This is a genomic window from Spirosoma flavus (genome assembly GCF_054778555.1).
The window spans coordinates 1894790-1921533 of the sequence record NZ_BAAGZL010000001.1 but is presented as its reverse complement, the minus strand read 5'-3'; the positions used below and the strand labels follow the sequence as shown (position 1 = coordinate 1921533).

Here is a 26744-nt window from a genome sequence, read left to right as displayed (position 1 = left end):
TGTGTAATTTACGCTGTTTTGCAGTAAGGCTCGTGAATAGGTGCTTTCTTTAAAGGCTGGTTTCGCGCCACGCCTTCGCTTGTGTACAGAAATAAACGCATTCGCTATGCACAAACGCTTACCGATTTACCTCTTTTTAACTCTTTTTTTATTCTCAATCTGCCAGGCGCAAAACCTCCCTGATTGGGAAAATCCACAGGTTATCAGTCTCAACACCGAAAAACCACACGCTAATCTGGTTCCGTTCGAAACTGAGCAGCAAGCCCTTACTGCAACCGACTGGCGTACATCTCCGAATATTAAGTTGCTGAATGGTACGTGGAAATTTCGCTGGGTAAAGCATCCTCGTCTGGTTCCCAACGATTTCTATCAACCAACGCTGAATGACCAAAACTGGGATAATCTACCCGTTCCGTCGAACTGGCAAGTTGTGGGTGCCCGCGAAGGCCGCCCCTACGACCGACCGATTTTCACCAATATCAAACATCCGTTCCCAGCTACTCCGCCCCGTATTACGTCCGATACTAACGCCGTTGGCCTATACCGGCTTAAGTTTACCCTACCAGCTAATTTTCAGAACCGCAACCTATTTCTGCACTTCGCGGGTGTTCAGTCGACTTGCCGGGTTTTCCTGAATGGTCAAGCGGTTGGCTATCACGAAGATGGTATGACACCTGCCGAATTTCAGATTACGGATAAGCTTAAATCCGGCGAGAATTTACTGGCTGTTGAAGTTATTAACTGGTCGGATGGGAGCTACCTGGAGGACCAGGATTTCTGGCGGATTTCCGGAATTTTCCGGGACGTATTTCTAGTATCCCGCTCAATAACGTACCTGCGCGATTTAACGCTCGTTACTGACCTTGATGACCAGTACGTGAACGCTACGTTAAAAATCAACGCCAATGTCCGCACGCTGAACGCCGTCGGCACAACCCCTCCCTATCGGCTGCGCGTTACGTTATACGGTCCTAAAAAAGAGGTTGTTTTCACGGAAACACTGACATCTGAAAATGCTACCGATACCGGACAGGAAGTGCTGTTTCGACTGGCTAAAGACGTAAAAGCGCCTTCTTTGTGGAATGCCGAAGCGCCATCGCTGTATACACTCACTGCTCAATTGCTGGGTTCTGATGGACAGGCTACGGAGGCTATCAGCCAACGTATCGGTTTCCGCGAAATGAAACTAAGCGAAGGGCAACTTTTGCTCAACGGCAAACCTGTTACGTATAAAGGCGTAAACCGGCACGAATTCGACCCGAACACTGGGCGCGTGATCAGTCGGGAGTCGATGATTCAGGATATTAAGCTCATGAAGCAGTACAACATCAACGCGGTACGTACCTCGCACTACCCGAACGTAACGGATTGGTACGACCTCTGCGATGAATACGGCCTCTACGTTATCGACGAAGCGAATATTGAAAGTCATGAGTTATGGGGCAAAGGTCAGACGCCAGCCGACAAGCCTGAATGGCGCGATGCCTTTGTGGCGCGGGGAAGAGCGATGGTCGAACGTGACAAAAACCACCCTTGCATCGTCATATGGTCGCTGGGAAACGAAACCGGCATGGGACAGAACTTCCGCGATATGGCCGACATTATGAAACTCATCGACGCTACCCGGCCAATTCACTACGAAGGCCGCCAGCCCTACAACGCTACGTCGTTGACTAATTTCGATATCATCTCAACGATGTATCCGTCTGTTGATGAGATGGTTAAGTTGATGGAAAAAGATCCGAATCGGCCCGTTATCGTTTGTGAATATGGTCACGCCATGGGTAACAGCGTCGGTAATCTGAAAGACTACTGGGCCGCTATCGACCGGTATCCACGGATGCAGGGAGCGTTTATCTGGGATTGGGTCGATCAGGGATTACGTCTGAAAAACAGCGCAGGGAAAGAGTATATGGCTCATATCAACTACATCGACGGAGCTAACGCCTGCGACGGGCTGGTTAATCCCGACCGGATGCCACAACCCGAACTTAACGAAGTAAAACTCGTCTATCAGTACGTTAAGCTGACGCCCCCAACGGCGCTTTCGGCTGGGCAGCCTTTCAAACTGAACGTTAGGAATACTTATAATTTTTTACCGCTCGATTTATTTCGGCTGGAGTGGGAACTGCTACGTAACGGCGAAGTCGTTCAGCGGGGTGGCGAAAATAATTTGGTAGCTAAACCCGGTCAAACGCAGGTACTTACGCTTCCTGTGAAGTTAGACGAATACATCGACTCGCGGCAGATTGATGGTAACGCCCGTCCGAATCTGGCCAATCGAATAGGGCAGTCAGGCGAATATTTCCTAAACGTAAGCATTCGGTTGAAACAGGCACATGCCTGGGCACCAGCAGGTCATGAGGTTTCCAGTGGACAGTTTCCGGTGAAAATTAACTCAGCGGAGCCTGTAGTGATTGGTATGAACCGACTTCAGTCTGTGAAAGCCACATCAACGGCTACCAACGTAACGATTCGAGGGCGTGATTTCGCCGTAATATTTGATAAATCAACCGGTGGCTTGAGTCAGTGGTTCTTCAGAGGCAAAAATATGCTGGCGACGGACGTAGCAGAAAAAGGATTTCGGCCTAGCCTGTGGCGGGTTCCTACGGACAACGACGAAGGTGGCGGCAAAAATTCGTTTGCAGCCCGCTGGCGACAGGCTGGTTATGATGCAGCCAAAGCCAGTCCTGTTGATTTCAAACTGGAACCTCATCCACAGATGATAAAAGTTATTTGTACGAATGAGCTGACACTCAACGGAGGCACGATCACACAGCAAAATGACTACATAGTATACGGCACGGGCGATGTTCAAATTACCACTACGTATACGCCATCGGGTACGTTGCCTCCGCTGGCTCGGGTGGGTGTGCAGGTCGATTTAGTGCCTACAATCACCAGCATAAATTGGTACGGTCGTGGACCGTTCGAAAGCTATGCTGACCGGAAAGATGCGGCTAAAATTGGCGTCTACACGCAAAAAATTGCCGACCATTTTTTTCCGTACACCATGGCGCAGGAAAATGGTAATAAAACGGAGGTACGCTGGGCTAAACTAACTGATGCTATGGGGGTTGGCTTTCTTATCGTTGCCGATGCAAACGACGGTACGTTTCTGAATATCAATGCGCGCGATTACAGCGACAATGCTTTGCTGGATGCCAAACAGCCAGATCATCAGGAAGTGGAACGAGGTAACGTAACAGTTGTGAACATCGATATGGCTCAGATGGGACTTGGGGGAGATGATAGCTGGTCACCACGCGTTCATAAAGAATATCAGTTGCCTGCTTCCAAACCGTATACGTATTCGTTCCGTATACGCCCGATCGACCAACGTACCAACGTAGCCGAAGCGGTAAGCATGCAGCTTCCCCGGTAGTCAGTAACCATCAAAGGATTTTGGTAAATTTGATTCGCGGTTGATCGGATGCGACATAAATTTCCTATTTTCGGGCCTATGCCACTAACGAATAATGTAAAATTGAAAATGAACAATGCTTAATTGCTTAGTAGTAATCTGGTAATCAGCAAAATGACATTGCGCATTATATATTTCACATTATTAACACATTTAAAATCTGATCTAACTTTACCATATAAAATACCCAGTTCTATGGCCAAACTGATTATCGTAGATGATGAGTGGAAAATCCGGGCAGCACTACGCGACATCCTGGAATATGAAGGCTACGAGGTCGATGAAGCAAAAGATGGTGAAGAGGGGCTGGAAATGATTGTCCGCAGCAACTACGACGTAGCATTGTGCGACGTTAAAATGCCTAAACTAACTGGCCTCGACGTTCTGTTGAAAGCTAGTGAAGCCAGCAAAACCACCCAATTCATCATGATTTCGGCGCACGGCACTGTCGAAACGGCCGTTGAAGCCACCAAACGGGGAGCCTACGACTTTATCACTAAACCACCCGATTTGAATCGCCTGCTGATAACGGTACGTAACGCCATCGAGCGGGCCAAGCTGTTGCAGGAAACCAAAACTCTCAAGAAACGTATCTATAAACTGAACGAAATTGTCGGCGAATCGGAGCCGATCAAGAAAGTTAAAGATACGATCAATCGGGTGGCCGCGACCGAAGCCAGAGTGCTGGTTACGGGGGCCAACGGTTCGGGGAAAGAAATGGTGGCGAAACAGATCCACGAAAAAGGAAGTCGGGCGAACCAACCCTTGGTTGAAGTAAACTGCGCGGCTATCCCCAGCGAACTCATTGAAAGTGAGCTATTTGGTCACGAAAAAGGAGCATTCACCGGAGCTGCTGCCCGGCGTGTTGGTAAGTTTGAACAGGCCGATGGCGGTACGTTGTTCCTCGATGAGATTGGCGACATGAGTCTGTCGGCTCAGGCTAAAGTGCTGCGGGCTTTGCAGGAAAACAAAATTACCCGCGTGGGTGGCGACAAGGAAATCAAAGTGAACGTTCGGGTTATTGCCGCCACGAATAAAGACCTTCGTCAGGAAATTGTTAATGGCAATTTCCGGGAAGACTTGTTCCACCGGCTTAGTGTGATCATGATTCACGTGCCGCCCCTGGCCGAACGTCGGGTCGATATTCCACTGCTGGCCGACAAATTTCTCCATGATATTGCCACCGAATACGGCGCCCCGCCTAAGGAACTTACACCCGATGCGATTACCTACCTGCAATCGCTTCCCTGGACCGGTAATGTTCGAGAACTACGAAACGTTATCGAGCGACTGGTCATCATGTGTGGCGAAGAAATATCGATGGAAGATGTGAAGTCGTACGCATAGTTATACAAAAAGCGAAAGCGTGAATGAGTGAAAGAGCGTATGCATCTGGCAAGCTCACTCATTCACGCTTTTACTCTTTTATAACTGAACCATCAAGTTGCACCCCCTTACGTCGGAGTTGTCAAAACGGCCGATAACGCGGAAATTACCTTCCTGACCAACGTACTGACCAAGGTCCTGCGTTTCGACAAATGAGCAGGAATCTAAATTGCCTAAATCGACTACATTAATACCGCCCGAACGGGAAAACTCCTCGGAAAACAAATAGAACGGATCATTGATGTCGCGCAGGAACACACGTAGCGTCTGACTTGGTCGAAAGATGCCCTCCCCCATTGAATACGCCTGCGACAGAAGTTCAGTCATTCCGTATTCAGAATGAATAGCCTGCACGCACAGTTGATCCTTAAGAAGTGCATGAACTTCCTCACGTAGCAACTCCCGCCGACGGCCTTTCATACCTCCCGTTTCCATGACAATCAGGTTAGGCAATTCGCTCAGGAACGACAGGTCTGGGGATGATTCAGTCCAATCGAGCAGGGCAAACGTAACGCCAATCAGGAGAATTTTTTTTTGGTCGTTACGCTGAGTCAGCGAACGTAGCACTTGCGTCAGTTCGTCGTAATTATTGAGAAAAAAACCACTTATTGATTCAGGCGCTACGTTCGATCCAACCGAAATGCGTTTACTTCGGTCTATAAATCGCTGAACCATATACACCAGCGAGGAGTTATTTCGTTCAAGGTAAGAAGGCAGTAGCGCCAGAATATGTACGTTTTGAAGTGGCCCGTAAAGCTGTTCAAAAATCCGGACGCTGATAGCTTCGTAAAGGGCCGAATCGGGTACGTAATGTCGACTGGTTTGTTCGCCAGTGGTACCGCTACTAGCGAATGTCAACGTATCAGCAGGCAACGTACTATCTTGACCGTCAATACCAGTCAGCACGGTGTGTTTTTTGAAAAAACCGATTGGTAGAAAAGGAATTTGACGTACTTCCGAAACCTGTTCCGGGCGAACGTTAAGATACCGTAAATAGTCGCGATAAAGTGGATTGTGGGTTGATTGATAGTAAAATACAGACAAGGCCAATTCGTTAAATTGAGCAACATCGGGGGTTTGGCTGCTCATCGCCAGAATTTTCTCCCGCAGTGACTGTCGAATTGATTCGGCCTCGGCCGAACGAATGAGTGAAAAAGACAATAGATTTAAGCGTTTATTGGGTAACAAGTACAACAGTATGCGACGGCAACAAATTCAACCGTATCTTTTTATCGTAGGAGCAGCTCTGCTCCTTTCCTCCTGTTTCACCGAACCAGATTATTCGAACACGCCCGAAATCGACTTTAAAGGCCTATTTCGCTATCAGCTTGAGCCAGGCAAGGGGGTTGGTCAAACCCGCCGTGATTCGCTGGTTATAACCATTGGGTTTCGGGATGGCGATGGTAATCTTGGCAATGGCACCAGCACGATACCTATTTCGAAGGTCGATTCAGCGCTTTATGCCTCCCACGGCGGCTGGGGTAATTATAAAATAACGACGTATCGTTTAATCGCTGGAAAATATGTTGAGTATCCGCTAAAAGAAAATAACTCCCTTTATCTGCCGGATCTGGCTTACAACAAACCCAAAGGCGCCATTGAAGGGAGTCTGGATTTTGAGCAGATATATTACTATACGAACCGAGCAAAATTGTACCCAATCAAGTTTCGGATTCAAATACGTGACCGCGCCTTGAATGAGAGTAACGTTATTGAAACTGATACTATAACTGTTCCTTTCCCCGATTAACTGTTAATCGGGGAGTGCGCTGTATTAGTTTGTGTTCAGCACAATTCGGAACGTAGTACCCTTGCCAACTTCCGAACTTTTTACGAAGAGTTTTCCACTATGATACTCTTCCACAATACGTTTGGCCAGCGTTAGGCCCAATCCCCAGCCGCGCTTTTTAGTGCTGAAACCCGGCGAAAAAACCTTCTGCATGTTAGCCTTCGATATGCCTTTACCCGTATCGGTAATATCGATGGCTACCTGCTGATTCGACAGCGTCAGCATGTTAAGTCGTAATTCACCCGTTCCTTTCATGGCATCGACCGCATTTTTACAAATGTTTTCGATGACCCACTCAAACAGCAATTTGTTGATTTTCACCTCCTGTGTAGCGGGTATCTGACTCTGCAAACTCATTTTTACTTTGGTCGAAATTCGGCGAGACAGATACGTAGTAAACTGATTGACTACGTCGTTTATGTTTTCCTCCTTCAGTGTCGGAATCGACCCGATACTTGAAAAGCGGGCCGTAATGGTTTCCAGACGTTGTACGTCCTTCTCAATCTCGTCAGTAATACTGGGATCATACTGGTCAGGGTCCGAACGCATATACTCTACCCAGGCCATCAGCGACGACATCGGCGTACCCAGCTGATGGGCTGTTTCTTTCGCCAATCCTACCCAAACCCGGTTCTGCTCGGCCCTTCTCGACGAACTGAACGATATGTAAGCCAGTACGCTCAACACGCCCAGAATACCTAATAACAGGTATGGGAAATAATTTAACTGCCTGAGTAAGTTCGAATTGTTGTAGTAAACCAACCCACGCACCCCGTTACCAACCTCAACCACCAACGGCTCGTGGTTCTTCCGCATTTCATCTTTTTTTTGCCGCAAAAAATCACTTTTGGCTTCGGGTGTATCTGCATACTCCGATGGCACGTCGAAATTGCGATACATGGCAATGTGGCCATCTGGATTGACGTAAATAGCTGGGACACTTTGATTAGCCTCCAGAATCTCGCTGGTCACAAACGTCAGGTCTCCTGAACTAGCGTGACTGGTATCGACCAGAAAAGCGATGCTGTTGGCGTATAATCGTACGTATTGCTCTTCTCGCTTCTCTAATTGACTTATCAGTCGGTTCGTATACAATAGCGACGCCGTTCCGACCAATAGCAGATTTAAGGCAACAATGATTTTTAGTACGTTATTCTGGCTGTAAATGTCAAATGACTTCAGCATGATGTTATTCCGCTCACCAGATTGTCAGTATTTTATCTGAAAAGCAGTTTAGTTGATTTTGTGTTTGATTCAACCGGTTATATAACGCATTCTGAGCTTGAAAATGCTTGTTTCACCCGTCAAAAAATACGCTTTATGGCATCAGATAGAACGTAGCGCCTGCCTTATGTGTTTATTTTGTAAATAGGATTGTAGAAAGACAAGCCAAAGCTATTTAGATGTTTTCTAAATAGAATGCGTGGTTGAGTGGGATGTTTTTACGTCCATGATTGTGTTGTAAATTTGTGAAGGTCTACGGCCATTTAGTGAGTTTTATCGGAAATGTTAGATACGTTCAAAGCAATTAGTTTATCTCATAAAACGGCGCCCCTTCGCGTTCGTGAACTAATTGCACTTAACGAAGATGAAGCTAAGCGTTTTATGCTCCGGCTTCGTGATTTTTTCGGGCTGACGGATTTGCTCGTCATCTCAACCTGCAATCGTACCGAAGTTTATTACGCCCTCGAACCCGGCACTACGTCCTCCGATGTAAACGCCAATATTGCCCGGTTGTTACTTATTGAAAAAGGGTTGACCGATACCGACGCTTACTTACCTTATTTTCAGCTTTTCGATGCTCACGACGATGCCGTTCGGCATCTGTTCGAAGTTTGTGTAGGGCTGCATTCGCAGGTGATTGGCGATATGCAAATTCCGAACCAGGTAAAACAGTCGTATCAATGGTCGGCCGACCTCGACATGGCGGGGCCGTTCCTGCACCGCCTGATGCATACGATTTTCTTCACCAACAAGCGGGTAGCGCAGGAAACTTCCTTTCGCGATGGAGCAGCTTCTGTTTCGTATGCCGCCGTGGAGCTGATTGACGAACTCATTGGCGAACGTCAGCATCCGAATATTCTGGTAGTTGGTCTGGGTGAAATTGGTACCGATGTCTGCAAAAACCTCGAAGCCCACGCGGGTGGCGATGTTAGCCACATTACGCTGTGCAACCGCACTCAATCGAAAGCCGAAGCACTGGCGCAAGAATACGGGTTCCGCGTAGCTGACTTTGCCGATTTGACCAGCGAAATTCACCGCGCCGACGTCATTATATCATCGGTCATGCTCGATGAGCCGCTCATTACGCCTGAGTTGCTGAAGAATGTTAAAATTCTGAGTTTTAAATACTTTATCGACCTCTCGGTACCACGTAGCATTGACGCGTTAGTTGAGCAGATTCCGGGTGTGTTGGTATATAATATCGACCATATTCGCAATCGGGCCGATGAAGCGCTCAATCAGCGGATGGCCTCTATTCCACAAGTTGAAGCCATCATTACGCAAGCCATCACTGAATTTGGTGACTGGTCGAAAGAAATGGTCGTATCACCAACGATCAATAAATTAAAAAATGCATTGGAGCAAATTCGTCGCGACGAGATTGCCCGGCACATGAAGCACCTTACTCCCGACGAATCGGAGAAAATCGACAAAATCACTCGGGGTATAATGCAGAAAATCATCAAGTTGCCGGTATTGCAACTGAAAGCCGCCTGCAAACGGGGTGAAGCCGAAACGCTTATCGACGTACTGAATGATTTGTTTGATCTGGAAAAACAACCCGCTTCAGAAACCAGACATACGTATTGATTGCTATTACATTACGCAAAAAAGCCCTGCAACCGACTAGTTGCAGGGCTTTTTTGCATTCAAAAGGGTGTTACGTAGTAAAGTAAGGTTGAGAATTTGACTTCACGGAAATCCATTATCTATTATAAATTGTTGATTGATGAAGTCTCATTCAGCGTTAACTAGAACGTAGCATTCAAACGGTTTTCACTCATGACCCGACTAATAAGTACTCTGTTTCGCCTGTTTCTGATTGCTATACTGGTGGCTGGCTTGATCGCCATTTGGGAACAAGTACGTAGCAATGACATAATGAGCCGGTTTCGGCGGGGCGAGAGTGCAACCCAAAGTATTGTGTTAAAAGAAGTTAAGGCTATGGGAAAGCTGGAGCTGGTACGTTATACCTTCAAAGACATTGTCGAGCATGAACAAACCAATACGTTTTTGCCGAACGCCAACGCAATTTTGCTGGTCGAAGGAGAGGCTACAGGCTGCCTGGATCTTACGAAAATTGTGCCGACTGATATTGCCGTTCATGGTGATTCGATTACTGTGCTATTACCTAAACCCGAACTTTGTACCTGGAAAATCAACCACGACCGCTCGCGGGTTTATGATACCCGATTTTCGTTTCTGAACGAGTCACAACTGGTTAGTGATGCCTACCGCAAGGCCGAGCGTCAGGTTCGGGAGTCGGCGATTAACAGTGGTATTCTGGAACAAACGAGCCGTAATGCCGATCAGATGCTACGTCCTCTACTCGAACGGATCTCGGGCCGGAAAATCAAATTGGCATTTCAATTGTAGGCATCTGTTTCATAAATCCGTAGTGTTGCATAAAACCTAGCGACCACCTGTCGGCACTAGCCACCTGGCTTCGACAGAGCGGCAAAAACCTGTAATGACAGCCTGAGTTTGTATCAATATAGGCTCAAAAAAGTCGTTAATTAGCTACGAACAGATTAAAATAGCCTGATCTATGGCCACGAACTCAACAACTGTAATGAACGGCGACCTACTAATTGCCGAGCCTTTCATGGGCGATAATAACTTTGAACGTAGCGTTGTGCTGGTTTGCGAACACGGCGCTTCCGGCACTTTTGGCCTCGTTCTCAACCAACTGACAGACATTCACCTTAGCGACGTCATTGAGGAAGTACATACCGATTTACCTCTTTTCATTGGCGGACCGGTTCAGCAAAATACGCTCCACTTTATTCACCGCAGGCCCGATCTAATTGACAGTTCCATCAGGATACTGGATGGTTTATACTGGAGCGGTGATTTTGAGCAGATTAAAAAAAACGTGAATCTGGGTACGCTGACCGAACGGGATGTGCGATTTTTTATCGGTTATTCAGGTTGGAGCGAAGGCCAGCTAGATGCCGAATTAGGTCAGAAAGCCTGGATTGTCAGTCACAGCAACCGGACCAGTGCTGAATTTTTGTTTGAGACGCCAACGAAAGAATTCTGGCGGGGTGTGTTAAAACGTATGGGTGGCGAATATAAATCCATTGCCCATTACCCGGTCGATCCGCGGTTGAATTAGCCGTGGATCGACCCATCGACAACGTATCAACCGCTTCTTTAAGTTTTTTTAACCAACTTTGTGCATCCTTGAGGACCAGCGTTTCGGTACTATTACGTTATCGATTGGTAAACGCTCATTTAAAACTCGTGTATGCATACGTATCGCTTACTTTTTTTTCTTGTTTCGATTAGCCTTCCCCGCTTCGTTTGGGCACAAAGTAATAATCCTGTAGGTGGCCATTTTGGCGTAAAAGTCGGTGTATCGTTTACTCAATTATCAATTTCAGGAGTTAGTCCGAATATTCCCCACCGGGCAATGGAACCACTTGCTGGAGTTATGTACCGATATCGGTATCATAAGGTGGTTATACAGCCTGAAGCACTTATAGGGGTTCGGGGTGGTACGTTCCAGCAGGAACTCTCAACGGGTGGCCGGTCTACGTCGGGTGTGTCGTACTACTATGCTAGCCTGCCTATTCTGGCGGGTTTTATTCCAACGGAAGGAATTACCATTCAGGCCGGTCCAGAGTTTAGTTATGCGCTGAACGCGGGGCGCACAGGTGGACCGGGCTCTAAAAACGACGTTGGTGTTGTCGTAGGAGCCCATTACGATTTTCTGGATATGCTCGACAAATTCAGCCTGCATGTTCGCTACGTCCACGGCCTCGTCAACGTATCACCAGAAACTGGAGCCAGTTACTATAATCGCAATCTACAGATAGCGGTGGTATACAACCTGTATCCGAAAAAGAAGAAGAATAAATGAATAATGCAGAATGAATAATTGATAGGTTGTTAACAGAGCTTTTTCATTATTCACTTTACATTATTCATTCTCCGTTACGTATCTATGCTTTCCGATTTCGGCATCATTCTGCTTTTCATTCTGGCTGCGTTCGCGTTCATTGCGATTGTGCTTTTTGCGGCACGATTGCTACGTCCTGACCGGCCAAATATTGAGAAGAATAGTACCTATGAATCAGGTGAAGAGCCAGTTGGTAATGCTAATGTACAGTTCAACATTCGGTACTACGTAGTCGCCCTGGTATTTGTGCTGTTCGACGTCGAACTGGTTTTTCTGTTTCCCTGGGCAACTGTTTTTGGACAGGCTCAATTCATTAAATCTACCAACGGGCTCTGGGGCTGGTTTGCACTGACCGAAGCCATTCTATTTGTGTTAATTCTGGCGCTCGGGCTGGCTTACGTATGGGCAAAAGGCTATCTTGATTGGGTGAAACCAACGCCTAAAATCCCGACAGTAGAAACCAAAGTTCCCAGTCAGTTGTATCAACAGGTAAACGAGCGGTATAAACGCTGAGCAATTGCAGGAAACAAGGCATGCTTTGCCTCTACCACGGTTCTGAAAACTATGACGTCTCACTCTACAGCCGACAAATCGGGCGAGGCCAGCGTTTTGCTGATGCATTCTGAGGATTTACTCAACTGGTCGCGGGAGAAATCGCTTTGGCCGCTCACGTTCGGGCTGGCGTGCTGCGCCATTGAAATGATGGGCGCTATGGCTTCCAACTACGATCTGGAGCGGTTCGGTATTTTCCCTCGCCCCTCCCCTCGTCAGTCTGATATTATGATTGTGTCGGGAACAGTAACCTATAAAATGGCCGATCGCATCCGGCGGCTCTATGAGCAGATGGCTGAGCCGCGCTACGTGATTTCAATGGGCTCATGTTCAAATTGTGGCGGTCCTTACTGGCAGCATGGATACCACGTAGTAAAAGGCGTCGACCGAATTATTCCGGTTGATGTATACGTACCGGGCTGCCCCCCGCGTCCCGAAGCCCTGATCGATGGCTTTCTGAAACTGCAGGAGAAAATCAGAACCGAACATCCACTGCTTGACAAGAGCGAAAGCACAAACGACCGGAACGCCGGAACGGCAAAAGGCTAACGCGTCGCTCTTTCACCGCTCCGGTGGCCCGGTCATCACACTTTCGTTCTTTTCACCATGTCACCACTCCTAACCTCCCTTCGACAGACGCTTGGCAGTTTCCGGCTGCTCTGGCTTATTTATGGTATTACATTGGTGCTGGGGCTTGTAGCGGCTCTCCCTTTTTACTCCACATTCAATGTTGAGACTCAAAATTCACTCGCGTTTCAGGAGTTATTGAGTGGATTTGATTACACCGTTTTTTCAGACTTCTGGCATCGAAGTAAACCCGCCATTCGTCCGCTCATAAGTGTGGGGCGTTGGTTAGGACTTTTATATTTATTCCTGAGTGTTTTCTTCGCGGGAGGGATTTTACTACGTTTCGCACAACCGAATGTACGATTCAATGTCGATACGTTCTGGCAGGGATGTACGCACTACGTTGGTCGGTTTATGCGGCTGCTGGGCGTTACGTTCCTATTCGCCGTCATAAGCGGAAGCATCTGGCTGATAATTGGTTCGCTGGTAGGCTACGGCATGAGCAACGACGTAACCGAACAGGGTCAGCTCTGGATTGGCGTTGTCTTTTTTGCTTTTTTTGCCTTGACCGTTACGTTAGTATTGTGCATTAACGATTACGCAAAAGTCATTTTGTTCCGGGAAGACCAGCACAGCGCATTGCGCGCATTTGGTCTTGCTCTCCGGCTTGTGCTACGTCATCCGGGCAAAACATACGGACTTTACCTACTTCTCATCCTAATAGGAACTGGTTTATTCGGAATCTATTTCTTACTTGATTCAGTGGTTCTGATGAGTGGCTGGCTTACTATTCTACTAATGTTTGTTATTCAGCAAACCTTAGTTTTCGCTCGTGTCGGCCTGAAAGTCTGGGCATTGGGAACGGCTTACCACGTATACGGTTCCCTACCTAAAGCGGAGCCAGTGCTACGTCCTCAACCAATTACTACTCCTACTCAGGAAACCACTCCCGTCGCAGACAATCCTGAATCAACTACGGAGTGAGTCTTTCTAAACGGTGTCGATTATAACAATAAGGGTAGTGTAGCGTCGACGCTGCCTTTTGGAAGCATATTTTCTATCTCTGGCTTTCAGTGATTCGCGTAAATGGCTTCTATGACTACCCGTAGAGAATTTCTCAAACAAGCCCCAGCACTCGTGGGCGCCCTTATGAGTGTTCCGGCGCTGGCGCAATCAGCCACCAAAAAATCCATTATACTACGTTCGTCCTGGCAGACGGTTAACATTGGCGATATTGGTCATACGCCCGGTGTACTGGCGTTGCTTGAAAAATATATGCCTGATGTTGAGGTGCGCTTATGGCCATCCAGTCTTAGCAATGGCGTAGAGGATTTGATGCGGAAGCGATTTCCGAATGTACCGATTATTCAAAAACCCGACGAAATTGCTCAGGCGCTGAAAGAATGTGTATTTCTGTTACATGGGTCCGGACCGTCTTTGGTGGCGGCAAAAGACGTAGATCGCTGGCGTACCGAAACCGGCAAACCGTATGGTGTCTACGGCATTACGTTTCCTGGCGTGTACAGCCCCGACCCCAAAGCCATGGTTACCGCCAAACCGCTCGACGTAGAGCTACTGACCAAAGCCCGTTTCGCCTTGTTTCGTGATTCAATTTCTCTGGATTTTGCCAGAAAGAATGGCGTTACGTGCCCGATTATGGAGTTCTGCCCGGATGGCGCGTTCGGTGTCGATTTACGTAACGAGCAGGCCGCCACTACGTTTCTGAAAGAACATAGCCTGGAAGAAGGCAAATTTATGTGCGTCATTCCCCGCCAGCGTTTTACGCCTTACTGGGAAATTCCGGCTAAAAACACTCCGTTCGATGCCACACGCGATGCCCGAAATCAGGCTATGAAAGAACATGACAACGCGCCCCTTCGGGACGCCATCATCGCCGTTGTTCGACAGACAAATCTTAAAATCCTGATTTGCCCCGAAGACGAAACGCAGGTGAAATTGGGCAAAGAAATCCTGTTTGATAAGTTGCCCGAGGACGTAAAACCTAAGGTAGTCTGGCGTGATCGCTACTGGCTTACTGACGAGGCAATCAGTACGTATATTCGCTCGGCGGGGCTTTTCGGGCTGGAAATGCACTCACCTATTATGTGTATTGGCAATGGTATTCCGGCTATTGTGGGACGATTTGCCGAACAAACCAGCAAAGGTGTGATGTGGAAAGATATTGGATTGGGTGACTGGCTCTTCGACATAGACAACGAGCAGGACGTAGCGCGCTACGTTCCGGCGGTGCTGATGATAGCAAAAGACCCGAAAGCGGCAAAAGTAAAAGCAGCAAAAGCCCGGAAATTTGTAGAACAACGCCAGCGCGAAACTATGAGCTATGTGAAAAAGAACGTGGTGGCAGTTTAGGATTAAGACGTGACGTCTTTGTTTGACTCTGCTACGTATCTATTTGTATTCAGCCTGAATTCTAGCTTGGAGTTTTTCAAATCGCCGTTCTAAATCCGCAACAAGCTGGCGAATTCTTTCTTGCTTTCGTTTAGCCTTACGGCCAACTTCAATCACATGTAATGTTGACTCCATAGCTTGATCATAGACTATGCGTTGAACATCAATTTGTTTCAGGAGGTATAACAGATAGCGATTCATACTGGTGCTATTTAGGGCTAATAGCTCTTCTGAAAGCGTCTATTGATCCGTTCAACAATCTGCTGAATCGTCATAGACAGCAATGCCAATTGGTCTTACCTGATAAACAAGAGCCCGTACTTTACGCTTCCGAATGTGAGGTTACGGACCTCTGTATATGAGACACATAGGCCTCTCGATCAATGATATAGCCGTTAAAAATCAGGTTCTAGCTTATATAGACCACGTTCTGATTCAGCGTAATTTGACTAAGTTTGGGAAGAACCCTTTTGCTGAAATTTGTATGAAATACCGTTTTCTTATTTGCATATTAACACTAATTGCGCTGGCTTTCAGACAGGATGTTCCGCCCCGCCTGCGACTGTTTTTACTCATCGGACAGTCTAATATGGCAGGACGGGGTGTTCCAGAGGCCGCAGATCAGCAATCTCATCCACGTATCTGGATGCTTGATAAAGCTGAAAGCTGGGTACCTGCCCGCGACCCCATGCATTTTGACAAACCAGCCGTTATTGGCGTAGGGCCGGGCTTTGCTTTCGCCAAAAAACTGGCCGATACGTACCCAACCATGAATATTGGACTGGTTCCCTGCGCCGTTGGTGGCTCGGGCATTGACTTCTGGAAAACAGGAGCGTATTACGATCCGACCAAATCGCATCCTTACGATGATGCACTACGTCGGGCTAAAAAAGCGCTGGAAAATGGGCAGCTAGCGGGGTTCATCTGGCATCAGGGCGAATCGGATTCTACACCCGAAAAAGCCTCGGTTTATGAAGCAAAACTAGAAGAGCTGGTGGCCCGCTTTCGAAAAGATTTAAATGCCCCTGACGTACCGTTTGTAGTTGGCATGTTGGGCGATTTTGTGGTGAAACGCAATCCAAACGCGAAAACTGTGAATGACGCGCTTCAAAAGGCGACGCGGCATATTCCAAATGCATACTACATTCTTTCAGAAGGTCTGACCGATAAAGGTGACTCGACTCATTTCGACACTCGCTCGGCCCGAACCCTTGGGCAGCGCTACGCCGACGTATTTATTCAAAAAAAGCTGCTGAAACAGGCGCCTTAAACTACATACAGCCCTATTTATTCCTAATCTTCTTTGGCTGTTTCGTAATATTGCAGAATTCTTTCGCTCTCTTAATCTTTGATTTTGCCGCATGGCTGTTTCCACCGTTTCTTCTAAAACCCAATCCCCGGCTGTTGGTCTGTTTAGTCTGCCTGTTATTGTAGCGGCCCTGGGTTATTTCGTCGATATTTACGACCTGCTACTGTTCGGCATTGTACGCGTTCCCAGCCTGAAAGACCTCGGCCTGTCTCCCGAACAGATTTCGACAGTAGGAGCCAGCATTTTGAACTGGCAAATGGGAGGGCTGCTGCTAGGCGGTATTCTTTGGGGCGTGTTGGGTGACAAACGGGGACGACTTTCGGTCTTATTCGGCTCTATTATTACGTACTCGATTGCCAACATTGCCTGCGGATTTATTACGAACGTTACGTTCATGGATCCGACTGCCTATTACGCGCTGATGCGGTTCATTGCCGGCATCGGACTGGCGGGTGAATTAGGAGCCGGTATTACGTTGGTAAGCGAAGTATTACCTAAAGAAAAACGGGCGATTGGTACGTCGCTGGTGGCGGGAATTGGTTTGTTTGGCGCTGTAGTTGCCTATTTCACCGTTAAATTATTCGACTGGCGGATGGCATTCTTTGTGGGCGGTGGGCTTGGCATTGGGCTGCTTCTGCTACGTGTCGGCGTGGTGGAATCGGGCATGTTTACCGACGTAACAGCGCAGGAACACGTCAGTCGGGGAAATTTCCTGTCTTTTTTCACAAATCGAAACCGGTTAAGCCGTTACCTTAAATGCATCGGCATCGGTTTACCAACCTGGTTTGTTATCGGTATTCTTGCTACGTTCAGCAACGAATTTGGTCGGGCTTTAGGACTTACCGAAGAAATTCAGCCGGGTCTGGCGATCATGTGGTGCTACGTTGGTCTGGCCGTCGGCGATCTGGCGAGTGGTTTTATTAGTCAGGCAATGGAATCGCGCAAGAAAGCTGTTACGTTGCTGATGGTCGTATCGCTGGTTTTCGGGCTGATCTATCTGTATTTCGGCATAAAGAGCGCTACGATGCTGTATGGCCTGAGCCTGGCAATGGGATTTGGTATTGGTTACTGGGCCATGTTTGTCACTATCGGCGCAGAGCAGTTCGGAACTAACCTTCGTGCCACGGCGGCTACTACCGTACCAAACATGGTTCGGGGTACGGTTATTCTGATGACCAGCCTGTATGGTTACCTGAAACCTTCACTTGGTATCATTGATGCCGGTGCCGCCGTAGGGCTGATTTCGTTTATTCTCGGTTTCTATTCTATTCTAACCATCCCTGAAACCCACGGAAAAGATTTGAATTATTTGGAAGAGTAGTCAGAACCGGGATTTAGCGGATTGGAAAGATTTTCAGGATTTTGTTTCCTGGTTTACTTTCTCTACTGTGGCTAAATCGTGTAAATCTTTCCAATCTTGTTAAAATCCCGGTTTAGAAGCCAATGGAAACGCTTTCGCCACCATCCTCAGTACGTCCTTCACTACGTCCACTGCTTAGCCTACCGGTGATTGTGTCGGCGTTAGGCTTTTTTGTAGATGTATATGACATGCTCATTTTCAGCATTGTGCGCGTACCGAGTTTGCAATCTCTAGGATTATCGCCTGCCGACGTATCGAAAGCTGGTACGTTTATTCTAAATTTTCAGCAGGCTGGATTGGTCTTAGGCGGATTCCTGTGGGGTGTATTGGGCGACAAACGAGGGCGTATGTCGGTATTGTTTGGTAGCATCCTGACGTATTCACTTACCAATATCGCCTGTGGATTTGTGCAGGATGTCAATACGTATGCTGTTCTGCGATTTGTTGCGGGGGTTGGACTGTCGGGTGAGATTGGTGCAGCTATTGTGCTGGTTTCCGAGATTCTTCCGAAAGAAATCCGCAGTTATGGTTCCTCAGTAGTGGCTGGTATTGGCTATCTGGGCGCAGGGGTCGCTTACCTGACTGTCGAATATTTCAACTGGCGTATGGCGTTCTGGGTAGGTGGCGGCATGGGGCTGGTGCTTCTTCTGCTACGTGTAAGCATCTTTGAATCGGGCTTATTCAGCCGTATGAAAGCCGAACATCAGGAGGTCAGTCGGGGGAATTTTCTTCAGTTTTTTAGCAGTTGGCCGAAAACAATCAAGTATTTACGTTGCGTTACAGTTGGTATGCCGACCTGGTTCGTCGTGGGTATTCTGGCTACGTTCGCAAATGAGTTTGGGGAAGCATTGGCTATACCCGACGTAGTAAAGCCTGGCCGATGCGTGATGATGATTTACGTCGGGCTAGCCGGTGGCGATCTGCTGAGTGGGCCATTGAGCCAGTGGCTACGTTCCCGTATTCGCACCATAACCGGTCTATTGATGGCTAGTGCGCTGTTGAGCAGCGTATATCTGTTTGGTGGTATACGCACTGCAGAAGGTCTTTATACAATCTGTCTACTAGCTGGTTTCTGCACCGGTTATATTGCCATGTACCTAACTATGGTAGCCGAACTTTACGGCACCAACCTACGTAACACGGCTACTACGTCGGTGCCTAGCGTAGTTCGAGGGACGCTTATTCCGATGACGCTTCTGTTTCAGGCGTTGAAACCATCGGTAGGTACCTTGCTTGCAGCGGGGTTGCTGGGTGCCATTGTTTATGGATTATCATTTTGGTCGCTTAGCCGCATGGACGATACATTCGGCAAAGATTTAGATTTTGTAGAATAACCCGAACCGCTTATCATTTTTTTTAGCCGTTGCTCCCAAACGACGGCGATACGTCTCTTTCTGCCCATCATTGAGTTGACAATTAAAGGTTCTCTTTTAATCATACAGCTCAATGAAAACCACCTTCAAAATGCTCGCCAGTGCCTTTCTGTTGGCACTAACCGTGTCCGTATCATCACTCGCTTTAGCCGACGATGGACAATCGCAAAAGAAAGTATTTGCTGCGGCCATGTTCCCAGCCGCCGACATGACCAAGATGTGGCTTTATCTGGAGAAATTTAAGAATGAGAATAAAATAAATCTGGAATTGATCGGCCAGCGTGGGGAGGTATTGTTTCAGGAAACGGTACTTGGTAAGAACAGCAAACGGAGTTCATGCCGTCAGCAGTTTGATATGAGTCAATTGACAGATGGGAACTACACTTTCCGGCTCACGGCAGGCACGCAGGTTGAGGAATATACATTAAAACTCTCAACTCCCAAGGAAGTAAAGCCTACCCCGATACGGCATATTGCTATTAAATAATTCGCAATTACACTACCACATTTCATCACATTATCGCCCCTGAAGAGTCAGCTTAGAGCTGACTCTTCAGGGGCGATAATGTATTACATACTTTTACCGCAATCAAAAAATAGAGGTAGGGCTATTGATCAGAGAAGCAGACTATATAAGAATTATGCGTAGCGCAGATGTAAGACAAATGCGACCTATAAAAGAAGTTAAGGAGTTAGGAACGCTATAAATTTAACAGAACTAATGTGATAAGTAAATTATTACTATACTTAGTAGTAATTAACAAAAATAAAATTAGCAAGTATGAAAACAGTTGGTTACTTTTATGAGTCTTATAACTCAGACCTTCAGCCAGTCATACCAATCTATTAGTAGCTGTCTCTAAAAATGACCTATTAATAAAAGTATTGGGGAAAACTTTGTTAATTAAACCGAGAACACTAACTTTTCGACTTGATAATAAAATCTACCACAAATGAAACACTTTCTCTACGTCGGTTGCCTTGCCCTTTCTGCCAGCCTGACTGCTTCGGCCCAAACAATCGAGGTGCCGTCTGGTACCCCTTTGACCATTCAGGGGAACCTGAACCTGCCTACAGGTTTCTCTGTACAGCTCAACAATGCGAATTACATTAAAGCACCAGCTACTGGTTCTGGAAACGTTTATATGGGTCTAGATGCAGGAACCTCAGGCCAAGGAACGGCTAATACCTTCTTAGGAAACTCAGCAGGCCGAGTTAGCACCGGGGGTAACAACGTTTTTGTAGGAGCTGGAGCGGGTTATTCTAATACCAGTGGTCAAGCAAACGTCTTTATCGGCGCTAATGCTGGTGTTGCTAACACAACCGGTATTGCGAATATGTTCATGGGGCAGTTGGCAGGTGCTAACAATGCTGGTGGTTCATATAACCTGTTTATCGGTAACGGTACTGGCATCAACAACACTGGCGGTGTAGGTAACACATTCATCGGTGACGGTGCAGGTAATGGTAACTCAACAGGTCAGAACAATACCTATATTGGTCGTTCTGCCGGTTTAAGTAACAATGCCACTGGTCAGGGTAATACATTTATTGGCTTCCAGGCTCGCTCAGCAGTAGCCGCCGTTAATAATTCTGTTGCTATTGGTACAGACGCTATCGTAAACGCGAGCAATGCCATTGTTCTGGGCGGAACCGGTCCTGCTTCTGTGAACGTAGGTATCGGTACTGCAATACCTACAGCTAGATTGGAGGTAGTATCAGGTACTTCGGGTATTTCTGGTTTGAAGCTTACTAACCTAACCAGCAATAATGCAGCCACGATGACTAGCGTCACTAAATTCCTGACCGTTAACGGTAACGGAGAAGTGATTCTGGCTAGCTTGAATGGTTCAGCTCGTGAAGGCGTAGCTGATTCGTTCTGGAAGCGTAATGGTTCGCTCCTGCAAAGCACACAGGATGATGCAATTGTTATTGGTAACAACGCTCGCACTCCAGCCGGTTACAAACTGTTCGTTGAGCAGGGTATCCTGACCGAGAAAGTGAAAGTTGCTCTGAAAAACACATCGGATTGGAGTGACTACGTTTTCCAGTCTGATTACAAACTGAAATCACTGTCTGAAGTAGAAAACTTCATCCAGGCTAACAAGCACCTGCCAGGTGTTCCTTCAGCTCAAGAGATGGTAGAGAAAGGCAACGATCTGCATAAAACCGATGCTAAACTGCTTGAGAAAATCGAAGAACTGACGCTATATAGCATTCAACAGCAGAAAGAAATCGATCAGTTAAAACAACTGGTTAAGCAATTGGTAGAGAAAAAATAATAAAATCAGCATAAACAAAAACGCCAGCTCTGAAAGGAGCTGGCGTTTTTGTTTATGCTGATTTTCAACCCCCAATCTAAAAAATAAATAAGTATTTGTTACTGATTTTAAAGTATTTCTTAATCTTTCATGTATGGTCTAATCATCCTAGATCGCACTATTTTGCAAATGATTTTATCAGATAGTAAGCCTTATTAAAGAAATAATTGCTTTTTTACAGGCTGATTCCGAACCTTATTTTCCGTGCTGTTGATATGAACCAGCTTAACCAGACTGATTACATTATTTTCTTCCTGTATTTCATTGGTGTTTCCTCCTACGGATACTGGATTTACAAACAAAAACAGAAAACCAAACTTGATACAAAAGACTTTTTCCTAGCCGAAGGATCGCTGACGTGGTGGGCCATCGGTGCATCTCTAATTGCTTCCAACATTTCCGCCGAGCAGTTTATTGGCATGTCGGGCAATGGTTTTACGTTTGGGGTAGCCGTTGCCGCTTACGAATGGCTGGCAGCTGTTGCACTCATCATAGTAGCTGTGTGGTTCATGCCAATTTATTTGAAGAACCACATTTACACAATGCCGCAGTTTCTAAAAACGCGGTATAATGAGACAGTAAGCCTAATTATGGCTATTTTCTGGCTATTTCTTTACGTTTTTGTCAATCTTACTTCCATTCTGTTTTTGGGCGCTTTGGCCATTAGTAGCCTCGTTGGTCCCGATTCGTTTCACCCGATTGTGATTGGCCTGAGCATTTTTGCTCTGATCATTACGTTAGGCGGCATGAAAGTTATTGGCTATACCGACGTATTTCAGGTGGTAGTGCTGGTTATTGGCGGCTTGGTGACAAGCTATATTGCACTTACCCTAGTTAGTCAGAAATTTGGATTAGGCAATGACGTATTATCTGGTTTCACAGCTATGATGCGCGATGCCGACGACCATTTTCACCTGATTTTTGAAAAGCCAGGTCCTAATACGTCACAGGTTGAAGTAAACAAATATCTGACCGTGCCAGGCATCACAATGTACTTTGCGGGTCAATGGATTGTGAACCTGAATTACTGGGGCTGTAACCAATACATTACTCAACGAGCGCTCGGCGCTGACCTGAAAACCGCACGTACTGGGATTCTGTTTGCAGCCATGATTAAGTTGTTTATGCCTCTAATTGTGATGTTGCCTGGTATTGCGGCTTATGTTCTGTACAAGAATGGTGGACTTCAAAATGAGATGGCTCCCGGCGGAAAACTGCTGGCCGACAATGCTTACTCTGCCATACTTTCCTTCCTGCCCAATGGGTTGAAAGGTTTATCAATGGCTGCGTTGACAGCGGCTATTGTAGCCTCACTAGCTGGTAAAGCCAATTCTATCTCGACGATTTTTACGCTCGATATATACCATAAGTACATCAAAAAAGACGCCAACGAAAAGCAGTTGGTCTGGGCGGGACGTATCACAATTTTCATTGCTATGCTGCTGTCTATCGCGCTGACTTGGAAAGACGCGTTGGGCATTGGTCGCGAAGGGGGTTTTACATTCATTCAGAAATACACAGGCTATCTGAGTCCGGGTATTTTTGCCGTTTTCATTCTGGGCTTCTTCTGGAAACGTACTACGGGTGCGGCTGCCATAGTGGGCATTCTGGGTGGCTTTGCTCTAACTACCCTTTTCAATAACTACGCTCCACAATGGTTTGGACACGAAACGATTCTGTACACGGCATTCAAAAATGCAGATGGCGTTTACGAGATTCCGTTCCTGGTAGCCATGGGCTGGGCCTTTGCATTCACGGTATTGGCAATGGTGTTAATTAGTCTGGCAGGTCCGAAGATTAGTCCAAAAGCCTTTGAGATCGACTCCTCAATGTTCAAGCTGGCTCCTTCAGCTACAGCCATGATTACGGTGATTATGCTGATTCTGACGGTACTGTACGTTCGATTCTGGTAACCAACGTATCAACTAAACAAGCAGGCGCTTTTTCCATCGAGAAAGCGCCTGCTTGTTTTTTGCTACATAGGCTGCTTACATCAGCTTATTTAACTTTTACACGATAAGTTTATAGCCGATACCTCGCACATTAACAATCTGTATGGCGGAGTCGGCGCTGAGATGCCGACGGAGTTTAGTGATGAATACATCTAAGCTGCGCCCGTTGAAAAAACTATCGTCGCCCCAGAGTTCGATCAACACGGCATTACGCTCGAGTACCTGATTCCGCTGCTCGTATAAATGACGTAGTAATTCGGCCTCGCGGTGCGACAGCAACGTATCCTGCCCATCAAACGACAACTTTTGCTTAGGAGCATCAAATTGATACCGGCCGATACGTACCGAATCCGACGTAGCAGTTGGTTGCGATGCTGCGTTACGTCGGAGAAGCGCGTTAATTCGTACAATTAATTCATCCAGACTAAAGGGTTTCTTGAGGTAATCATTACCGCCCAACTCAAAACCGCGTACTACGTCGGCGGTTTGCGAACGGGCCGTCAAAAACAAAATTGGTACGTCAGAGTCTGTCTGGCGAATCTGGTGGGCAACTGAAAAGCCGTCCATATTCGGCATCATTACGTCAGCTACAACAATATCCGGACGCTCTCGTCGGAAATCGGCCAGACCCACGTCGCCATCTGATGCGTACCGTACCGTAAAACCCCGCACTTCAAGGCTATCTTTCACAATCATCCCCAACGCTGGTTCATCTTCAATCAGCAAAACAGTGGGCATATACGTAACAGATTGGTGCTGTTTTATGAAAATGTAAGTAAAAACTCGCTTCCTTTTCCGGGTTCACTACGTAGCGAAACTTGTCCATTGTGCCGCTCGACAACCTGACGCACATAAGCGAGTCCCAATCCAAAGCCTTTTACCGGATGCAGATCGCCCGTTGGTACCCGAAAGAATCGATCAAAAATGGCCGACTGATACGTTCTGGCGATACCGATGCCATCATCAGCTACTGCCAGTTGCCAGCCCGATACGTTTCTCATGAACGTCAGTTGAATCGTTACGTGCTCTTTGGAATAATTGATAGCATTGTCAATCAGATTGTTGAGCGCATTTCCAAAATGAACCCGGTCAACCGTCACCGTCGTATCCGCCGGAATATTGACATGGAACTTAACAGGTTTGGGCGCCTTCAACTGATGACTCGTCATTAAGTCAGCTACTACGTTATTCAGGTTTGTCGATTCTGGATGGAGTACTAATTCGCCTTTTTCCTCGACGGCCAGATTCAGCACTTTTTCGACCAGATCAGAAAGACGTTGCAGGTTGTTTTGTGAAATTGCCAGATACGTCTGCGTTTTCTTTGGATCGTTCAATGCACCGAAGTTTTGCATGGCCTCCACAGCCGCCGTTACTGTAGCAATCGGCGTTTTCAATTCGTGGGTCATGTTGTTGATGAAGTCATTTTTCACCTCCGACAGTTTTTTCTGACGCAGAATTGTACTCAGCATGAACAGAAAACTACCCGTCGTTAATAAGATTAAAAACACCGAACCACCCAGCAGCCAACCCATTCGACGTAGCAAATAGAACGTTGGCGTTTCAAAGGTTACCTGCGCAAACAGGTTTCGAATCGGGTTGAGAGGCACAACTAACTTGTTCATTACGTTCGACTTATCATTCGGCTTTGAGGGCGAATCCAATTGAAGAACCACTACTTTTTTAGACGGTTTTTGAGGATGAACGCTCACCGTATCCAGTTTAAAAGCAGGGTTTATACCCCGTTGACTAAGCTCAGCGCGATATGCATCCGATAGCTTAGTCAAATTGATACGTGTACCTTCGGCCCAATCAAGCATCAACATAGTCGAAATTCGGTGAGCAAGCGTATCGGGCGACTCAAATACCTGCGTTTCTGCACCTGGCGGTATTTGCTGATAAAAGCCACCTACCGCTACCGCACCCATAACGGATTTTTGATTTCCCTTTCCCCTTAACGGGGGCCCAGGTTGTCTGACAATAACTCGAATCTGCTCCCGATTAGTAGCACCGTCAAACTGGCGAATAATCATTCGTGTCGGTTTCAATGACTTCTCATTACCCTGTCTGGCAAATAAGCGGTTAGCCTCAACCATCTGGCGCTGCTGTAAGACCGAAAATAAGGCATCCCTCATTGTTTGATTAAACTGCTGGCTTTTAACATGATACGTTGTCCAGAGCCAATAGCCCTGAAATGCATTGATGCCAATGATGCACAATGTCATCAGCCAGAATATCGAACGGATGCGTCGGTTCATATACAAATCTACATCGTCTGGGCGGGCTTCGGATGGGCGTTAACACTGTTTAACACTATGTAGCAGTGCGTTACAAATCTCCGCCTGACCTTTGAGCCGTCAAATCAAACCAGCACTTTTCCATGAAAACACTTATTTGTGTAGTTGTCAACTGCTTTCTACCCTTTTTGACAAATCAGTCAGCTATCGCTCAAACCGCTTCTGCTACGTGGTCTGGGCAAATTACGTACGAAGGTGTCCGCAAAGTTGACCCGTCCCAAATGCGTATCGTTATTAACGGCGAACAGGTAAAACCCGGCGATCCGAACTTCCCTACCGACATCCCCGACACGCGTATGTTTGGTCAGAAAACACTAATTAATGGTACGTTGGCGAAAGAAAGTCGCGATGAACAAAACGCCGTTATCCGGGTAAGGGGCGACGGTGGCCCTCCTCAAACCCGAAATCTTCCGCGACCATTTATAGAACAGGTTTTTGTGGACCTGCAAGGTCAGAAGCAAGTCACATTGCTCACAGTCGGCAAAGATGCAGAAGCGAAAACGTATCAGGCCGAATCGCCAATTCAGCGCGTAAGTGGCTGGCAATTAACCGAACAAACTAAAAAAATAGCCGGGTACACCTGCCGAAAAGCTACTGTACCTTACAAAAAAGAAACCTATACGGTTTGGGTAACTACTGAAATTCCTGTCACTTATTCACCCATACACGAGCTCACGCCCCAAACCGGCACTGTACTTCTCATCGAAGGTAGCAAGGAGCAATTCAAGGCAACCAAAGTGGATACCACGTCCCCCGATGCGTCGTCGGTTAAACCGGGCGCGCAGGCTCAACCCGTTACCCCGGAGCAATTAGCCGATATACGTCAGAAAGCCATCACCGATTTTCAGCAACAACTTCAATTCAATGACCGGAATTAGGT

General features: G+C 47.0%; 23 protein-coding genes. 18 read left to right on the top strand and 5 right to left on the bottom strand.

Annotation, left to right across the window (positions count from 1 at the left end; genetic code table 11):
- The first annotated feature begins 106 nt into the window (after positions 1 to 106).
- A complete protein-coding gene (gene lacZ / locus ACYVF1_RS07475; RefSeq protein WP_461077145.1) occupies positions 107 to 3385 on the top strand; it encodes a beta-galactosidase, LacZ type in 3279 nt (1092 codons plus the stop codon).
- Positions 3386 to 3619: 234 nt separating this feature from the next.
- The gene (locus tag ACYVF1_RS07470; protein ID WP_461077143.1) at positions 3620 to 4771 is read left to right on the top strand and encodes a sigma-54-dependent transcriptional regulator; all 1152 of its coding nucleotides are present in this window, start codon (positions 3620 to 3622) and stop codon (positions 4769 to 4771) included.
- Positions 4772 to 4849: 78 nt separating this feature from the next.
- Here ACYVF1_RS07470 and ACYVF1_RS07465 read toward each other — a convergent pair whose 3' ends face one another.
- Positions 4850 to 5971 carry a LuxE/PaaK family acyltransferase gene (locus ACYVF1_RS07465; RefSeq protein ID WP_461077141.1) on the bottom strand — a complete coding sequence of 374 codons (1122 nt, stop codon included), beginning with the start codon at positions 5969 to 5971 and terminating at the stop codon, positions 4850 to 4852.
- Between the two features lie 37 nt (positions 5972 to 6008).
- Between ACYVF1_RS07465 and ACYVF1_RS07460 the strand changes: the two genes are divergently transcribed.
- Complete coding sequence (locus tag ACYVF1_RS07460; RefSeq protein WP_461077139.1) at positions 6009 to 6560, top strand: hypothetical protein; 552 nt, start codon at positions 6009 to 6011, stop codon at positions 6558 to 6560.
- 24 nt (positions 6561 to 6584) lie between these two features.
- Here ACYVF1_RS07460 and ACYVF1_RS07455 read toward each other — a convergent pair whose 3' ends face one another.
- Complete coding sequence (locus tag ACYVF1_RS07455) at positions 6585 to 7784, bottom strand: sensor histidine kinase (protein ID WP_461077137.1); 1200 nt, start codon at positions 7782 to 7784, stop codon at positions 6585 to 6587.
- A 321-nt stretch (positions 7785 to 8105) separates the two neighbouring features.
- Between ACYVF1_RS07455 and hemA the strand changes: the two genes are divergently transcribed.
- From hemA to ACYVF1_RS07415, 8 genes are all read left to right on the top strand, one after another.
- A complete protein-coding gene (gene hemA, locus ACYVF1_RS07450) occupies positions 8106 to 9413 on the top strand; it encodes a glutamyl-tRNA reductase (protein WP_461077135.1) in 1308 nt (435 codons plus the stop codon).
- Positions 9414 to 9605: 192 nt separating this feature from the next.
- Positions 9606 to 10199 carry a DUF4230 domain-containing protein gene (locus ACYVF1_RS07445; RefSeq protein WP_461077134.1) on the top strand — a complete coding sequence of 198 codons (594 nt, stop codon included), beginning with the start codon at positions 9606 to 9608 and terminating at the stop codon, positions 10197 to 10199.
- Between the two features lie 172 nt (positions 10200 to 10371).
- Positions 10372 to 10941, top strand: a complete 570-nt coding sequence (locus tag ACYVF1_RS07440; protein WP_461077133.1) for a YqgE/AlgH family protein — start codon at positions 10372 to 10374, stop codon at positions 10939 to 10941.
- A 132-nt stretch (positions 10942 to 11073) separates the two neighbouring features.
- Positions 11074 to 11688, top strand: coding sequence for an outer membrane beta-barrel protein (locus ACYVF1_RS07435; RefSeq protein ID WP_461077132.1), 615 nt, complete (start codon positions 11074 to 11076; stop codon positions 11686 to 11688).
- An 84-nt stretch (positions 11689 to 11772) separates the two neighbouring features.
- Positions 11773 to 12240 carry an NADH-quinone oxidoreductase subunit A gene (locus tag ACYVF1_RS07430; RefSeq protein WP_461077131.1) on the top strand — a complete coding sequence of 156 codons (468 nt, stop codon included), beginning with the start codon at positions 11773 to 11775 and terminating at the stop codon, positions 12238 to 12240.
- A gap of 51 nt (positions 12241 to 12291) precedes the next feature.
- Positions 12292 to 12828, top strand: coding sequence for an NADH-quinone oxidoreductase subunit B (locus ACYVF1_RS07425; RefSeq protein ID WP_461077129.1), 537 nt, complete (start codon positions 12292 to 12294; stop codon positions 12826 to 12828).
- Between the two features lie 57 nt (positions 12829 to 12885).
- Positions 12886 to 13830: a hypothetical protein gene (locus ACYVF1_RS07420; RefSeq protein ID WP_461077127.1), complete on the top strand. Its 945-nt coding sequence runs from the start codon at positions 12886 to 12888 to the stop codon at positions 13828 to 13830.
- A 111-nt stretch (positions 13831 to 13941) separates the two neighbouring features.
- Positions 13942 to 15216 carry a polysaccharide pyruvyl transferase family protein gene (locus ACYVF1_RS07415; RefSeq protein WP_461077125.1) on the top strand — a complete coding sequence of 425 codons (1275 nt, stop codon included), beginning with the start codon at positions 13942 to 13944 and terminating at the stop codon, positions 15214 to 15216.
- Between the two features lie 39 nt (positions 15217 to 15255).
- Here ACYVF1_RS07415 and ACYVF1_RS07410 read toward each other — a convergent pair whose 3' ends face one another.
- Positions 15256 to 15456, bottom strand: coding sequence for a hypothetical protein (locus ACYVF1_RS07410; RefSeq protein WP_461077123.1), 201 nt, complete (start codon positions 15454 to 15456; stop codon positions 15256 to 15258).
- Between the two features lie 283 nt (positions 15457 to 15739).
- Here ACYVF1_RS07410 and ACYVF1_RS07405 point away from each other — a divergent pair, with 283 nt between their 5' ends.
- The 6 genes from ACYVF1_RS07405 to ACYVF1_RS07380 all read left to right on the top strand — a co-directional run bounded on the left by ACYVF1_RS07405 (position 15740) and on the right by ACYVF1_RS07380 (position 23531).
- Positions 15740 to 16525 (top strand): sialate O-acetylesterase, encoded by a 786-nt coding sequence (locus tag ACYVF1_RS07405; protein WP_461077121.1) that lies wholly within the window; start codon positions 15740 to 15742, stop codon positions 16523 to 16525.
- Between the two features lie 91 nt (positions 16526 to 16616).
- Positions 16617 to 17885 (top strand): MFS transporter, encoded by a 1269-nt coding sequence (locus tag ACYVF1_RS07400; RefSeq protein WP_461077120.1) that lies wholly within the window; start codon positions 16617 to 16619, stop codon positions 17883 to 17885.
- Between the two features lie 122 nt (positions 17886 to 18007).
- The gene (locus ACYVF1_RS07395; RefSeq protein ID WP_461077118.1) at positions 18008 to 19258 is read left to right on the top strand and encodes an MFS transporter; all 1251 of its coding nucleotides are present in this window, start codon (positions 18008 to 18010) and stop codon (positions 19256 to 19258) included.
- Positions 19259 to 19370: 112 nt separating this feature from the next.
- Positions 19371 to 19784, top strand: a complete 414-nt coding sequence (locus ACYVF1_RS07390; protein WP_461077116.1) for a hypothetical protein — start codon at positions 19371 to 19373, stop codon at positions 19782 to 19784.
- A gap of 466 nt (positions 19785 to 20250) precedes the next feature.
- On the top strand, positions 20251 to 21579 hold the full coding sequence (locus ACYVF1_RS07385; protein ID WP_461077114.1) for a bZIP transcription factor: 1329 nt from the start codon (positions 20251 to 20253) through the stop codon (positions 21577 to 21579).
- A 254-nt stretch (positions 21580 to 21833) separates the two neighbouring features.
- Positions 21834 to 23531, top strand: a complete 1698-nt coding sequence (locus tag ACYVF1_RS07380) for a sodium:solute symporter family transporter (RefSeq protein WP_461077112.1) — start codon at positions 21834 to 21836, stop codon at positions 23529 to 23531.
- A gap of 96 nt (positions 23532 to 23627) precedes the next feature.
- Here the strand turns inward: ACYVF1_RS07380 and ACYVF1_RS07375 are convergent, their stop codons facing one another.
- Together ACYVF1_RS07375 and ACYVF1_RS07370 are read right to left on the bottom strand one after the other, a co-directional pair.
- On the bottom strand, positions 23628 to 24308 hold the full coding sequence (locus tag ACYVF1_RS07375) for a response regulator transcription factor (RefSeq protein ID WP_461077110.1): 681 nt from the start codon (positions 24306 to 24308) through the stop codon (positions 23628 to 23630).
- A 23-nt stretch (positions 24309 to 24331) separates the two neighbouring features.
- A complete protein-coding gene (locus tag ACYVF1_RS07370; protein WP_461077108.1) occupies positions 24332 to 25825 on the bottom strand; it encodes a sensor histidine kinase in 1494 nt (497 codons plus the stop codon).
- Positions 25826 to 25947: 122 nt separating this feature from the next.
- On the opposite strand from ACYVF1_RS07370, the gene ACYVF1_RS07365 reads away from it, so the two are divergent.
- On the top strand, positions 25948 to 26742 hold the full coding sequence (locus tag ACYVF1_RS07365; protein ID WP_461077106.1) for a GLPGLI family protein: 795 nt from the start codon (positions 25948 to 25950) through the stop codon (positions 26740 to 26742).
- Positions 26743 to 26744: the final 2 nt, after the last annotated feature.